Origin of the sequence: uncultured Maritalea sp., assembly GCF_937139385.1 — a bacterium.
In the GTDB taxonomy this organism is placed as follows: domain Bacteria; phylum Pseudomonadota; class Alphaproteobacteria; order Rhizobiales; family Devosiaceae; genus Maritalea; species Maritalea porphyrae_A.
Map to the genome: position 1 here is coordinate 1 of NZ_CAKZPW010000036.1, position 3884 is coordinate 3884.

Consider the following 3884-nt stretch of genomic DNA (forward strand, 5'->3'; position numbering starts at 1 on the left):
AGAAACAAACTCACACCTGGATTCGTCGCCGACTTGACCCCAAGCCCCTGCGTGCCGATGGTGTCCAAGATTGTGTCGATGGCAAACGATTCAATCGACTGTGCCAACTTGATCGCAGCAATCGCCGCGAACTTTGGCGAGATGTCAGCCGCCACAAGCTCACGTAACACCGTCGCGTCACTCGTAAGTTCTTGGCTGAGGATGTCTGGTACGACAACAGCAGAACCCATTCCGTCGGCGTGAATTTGCAGCGAGTGGAGCTTGTAACGTGACATGGTTTCCCTTTACAGACTTCTGATCTCTGTTCGTTTTGTTAACTGTATTTGATCGATGATTATGCCTACGACATCCTCGAACTCTTCCGCTGCAAAGCGTTCCTCATCGGGTAGCACGCGATTGAATTCCTCTCGCATGTTGACTTGGCTTTTGGCTGGTCGAAAGTTAAATGCTGGGATGTTGTAAGTGATCTTAGCGCCTTTGTTGGTCGCTCGAATGCGTGGTGTCTTGGACCGCTCGCGACTGACGCCTGACTTCACCAGCGGCAACGCTTCGCCACGTCCGCCACCATGTTCCCCTCGCCTCTTAATGCCGTAGTACAGTCGTGGGTTGTTGGGTTGATTTTGGCCGCGGCGCTTGGTGACAAAGTTAACACGCTGACCGATATTTCTGACCCAGTGGCTGCAGCCTCAATTGCGCAAGTGCATAGCGCGACCCTGATCAATGATGATGGCACAAACCAAAAGGTGGCGATTAAATTGTTGCGCCCCGACGTGGCGGTGCGGTTTAAAAAGGACCTTGCTTCGTTAAAGGCTGCAGCGGGTTTTGCCGAATTCGCTATCCCAAAACTCAAGCGCTTGCGGCCCAAAGACATTGTGGACACGCTGGAACGCTCTGCCATTTTGGAAATGGACCTGCGCATGGAAGCGGCGGCCATTTCTGAACTTTTTGAAAACACCAAAGACGACGAGGGATTTGAAATCCCTACGGTGCATTGGCCACAAACAGCGCGCGACGTGTTGGTGACCTCGTGGATGGACGGCATACCGATCCGCGAACATGAGCAATTAGACAAAGCTGGTGTTGATCGCAAAAAAGTAGCGAAAGAATTGATGCAGCACTTTTTGCGTCATGCGATCCGCGATGGCTATTTCCATGCAGACATGCACCCGGGCAATCTGTTTGTTGACCCTAAGACCGGCAACGTGCGGGCGGTCGATTTTGGCATTATGGGCCGGATTAGCAAGCAAGAGCAGAAATTCTTGGCGGAAATCCTTTATGGGTTCATCCGGCGCGACTATCGCCATATCGCACAATTGCATTTTGACATTGGCTATGTGCCCAAACATCAATCGGTCGACGATTTTGCACAATCGCTACGCTCAATCGGCGAGCCACTTGTGGGACGTCCGGCGAATGAGATCTCCATGGCAAGGGTGCTCAGCCAATTGCTGGACAATACGGCCCTTTTTGAAATGGAAACCCGCCCCGAATTGGTGATGCTGCAAAAGAACATGGTTTTGGTTGAAGGGGTGGCGCGCACGCTGGACCCTGAACTGAACATTTGGACCGTGGCCGAACCCATCGTCAGCAAATGGGTGAAGCGCAATGTGGGGCCCATTGGCATTGCCGAGGAAGCCAAAGACACAGCCTTTGCACTATATGGCGCAGCGAAAAAGATACCTCTATTGGTGCAGCGTTATGAAGCGATGTTAGACCAAGCCGAAAAAGACCGCGCAAACCCACCTTTCTTTATGACAAGTTGGTTCGCCGCTTTGGTGGTTGCTTTAATGATTGGTGTTGGCGCGGCAGCGATAAAAACGCTAGTTTAGCCTCAAGTCCATTGAAACGGAGTATGCCCAGCATGTTGGCAGGCCGCAAAATACTATTGATCATTACCGGCGGCATAGCCGCTTTTAAGGCGATCGACATTATTCGCTTGATCAAGAAAGCGGGTGGTGAAGTCCAGCCGATCCTGACCGTCTCCGCGCAAGAGTTTGTGACCCCGCTGACCGCCGGAACAATTGCAGGCAACGAAGCGCTGAGCGAATTGTTTGATTTAACGCGCGAGAGCGACATTGGACATATTGAATTGGTGCGGGATGCAGACCTGATTGTGGTTGCCCCTTGCACCGCGAACTTTATGGCGAAAATGGCCAACGGATTGGCTGATGATCTGGCCTCCACCGCTATTTTAGCGCGGGACAAACATGTAATCGTTGCCCCGGCAATGAATGTTAAAATGTGGTCCGCAGGACCGACCCAGCGCAATCTCAATTTGATCGTTGAGGACGGCATGCAAATTGTTGGCCCCGATGAAGGGGAAATGGCCTGCGGCGAATTCGGCCCAGGCAGAATGGCAGAACCTGAAACGGTTTTTGCCGCGATTGAAGACTATTTCTATACATTTGGTGAGAACTTGCCGCTAAAGGGCAAGCGCATTTTGATCACCTCTGGTGCAACACGTGAGCCGCTAGACCCGGTGCGCTATTTGACCAATGCATCTTCGGGCAAACAAGGCACGGCCATTGCTGCGGCTTTGCGCGCTGCGGGCGCCGAAATTGAATTTGTAACCGGTGCCGCAGAAGTGCCGCCGCCCAATGGGGTGAATGTGACCCAGATCACCACCGCCCAAGACATGTATGATGCGGTGCATGAAGCGCTGCCTTGCGATGTGGCGATATTTTGCGCTGCTGTTTCGGATTGGCGGCCCAAAGAGGTGGGAAGCAAAAAGATAAAGAAAACCGGCGACGGGGAAGCCCCAAGCCTTGAGATGGTTTTAAACCCAGACATCTTGAAATCTGTGGCCGCGCTTGAACCGGGCGAACGCCCGGCGCTCGTGATTGGCTTTGCCGCTGAAACTGACAATGTGACAGAACATGCCCGTGCAAAATATGAGCGTAAGGGCTGCGATTGGCTGTTGGCAAACGATGTGAGCGCAAAAACCGGTACATTTGGCGGGGACAGCAATGCCATTGTGTTTTTTGACGACCAAGGCCACCATGAATGGCCCCAAATGAGCAAAGCGGAAGTGGGGCAAAAGCTCGCAAACCGCATCGCATCATTTCTAAAACAATCGGACTAAGCCCTATGAGCGCATTAGAAGTAAAATACAAGGTTCTTCCCCATGGCGCCGGATTGAAAGCCCCCTTTCAGGCAACCGCTGGGGCGGCTGGACTTGATTTGTGCGCGGCCGTTCCAAACGATGAGCCAATGGTTATTGAAGCGGGTGATCATGGCATTGTGCCTTTGGGTTTTGCCCTTGGCTTGCCAGAAGGCTATGAAGCGCAAATTCGTCCCCGTTCTGGCCTTGCGGCAAAGTTTGCGGTCACGACACTTAATGCGCCGGGCACCATTGATGCTGACTACCGGGGTGAAGTGATGGTCATTCTTATCAATCACGGCAAAAAGCCCTTCACCATCAACCGTGGCGATCGCATTGCGCAGATGGTGATTGCGCCGGTGGTTCAGGCGAAGTTTGTTGCTGTTGAAACGCTTGATGAAACAGAGCGCGGTGCCGGTGGTTTTGGCAGCACTGGAACCTGACAGGCGGCACATCATCCCGATGTCAAACCGGGATGAAGATACGCAAATTTAAAACAGGCCTGCCTGCTGCGCCAGCTCTTGCAAATTTCGCTGCGGCCGCGGGCCGATATGTCCCAATACTTCGCCGGCTGACAAATTCCCTAGCGATGCAGCGATCTGATTGGATAAACCCAATGCATGGCCATACAGGAATCCAGCGGCAAACATGTCCCCAGCACCGGTAGTGTCAATTAAACGCTTAACGGGGGTCGTTGGCACATGCTGCACACCATCGGCATCAATCACATAACAACCCTCTTCGCCGTGAGTGACAGCGGTTAGCGGGCAATCTGCCTGAATGG

5 protein-coding genes are annotated in these 3884 nt (G+C 52.9%); 3 read left to right on the top strand and 2 right to left on the bottom strand.

Features of this window, described 5'->3' with window-relative positions:
• Positions 1-275: hypothetical protein (locus Q0231_RS01520; RefSeq protein ID WP_299344128.1), on the bottom strand; the 275-nt coding region annotated here is incomplete at its 3' end.
• A 291-nt stretch (positions 276-566) separates the two neighbouring features.
• Here Q0231_RS01520 and Q0231_RS01525 point away from each other — a divergent pair.
• From Q0231_RS01525 to dut, 3 genes are read left to right on the top strand one after another with little or no spacing between them, the layout of a single operon-like run.
• Positions 567-1829 (top strand): AarF/UbiB family protein, encoded by a 1263-nt coding sequence (locus Q0231_RS01525; RefSeq protein ID WP_299344131.1) that lies wholly within the window; start codon positions 567-569, stop codon positions 1827-1829.
• A 23-nt stretch (positions 1830-1852) separates the two neighbouring features.
• Positions 1853-3082, top strand: coding sequence for a bifunctional phosphopantothenoylcysteine decarboxylase/phosphopantothenate--cysteine ligase CoaBC (gene coaBC / locus Q0231_RS01530; protein ID WP_299344135.1), 1230 nt, complete (start codon positions 1853-1855; stop codon positions 3080-3082).
• A gap of 5 nt (positions 3083-3087) precedes the next feature.
• On the top strand, positions 3088-3543 hold the full coding sequence (gene dut / locus Q0231_RS01535) for a dUTP diphosphatase (RefSeq protein ID WP_299344138.1): 456 nt from the start codon (positions 3088-3090) through the stop codon (positions 3541-3543).
• A 48-nt stretch (positions 3544-3591) separates the two neighbouring features.
• Here dut and Q0231_RS01540 read toward each other — a convergent pair.
• Positions 3592-3884: PfkB family carbohydrate kinase (locus Q0231_RS01540; RefSeq protein WP_299344141.1), on the bottom strand; the 293-nt coding region annotated here is incomplete at its 5' end.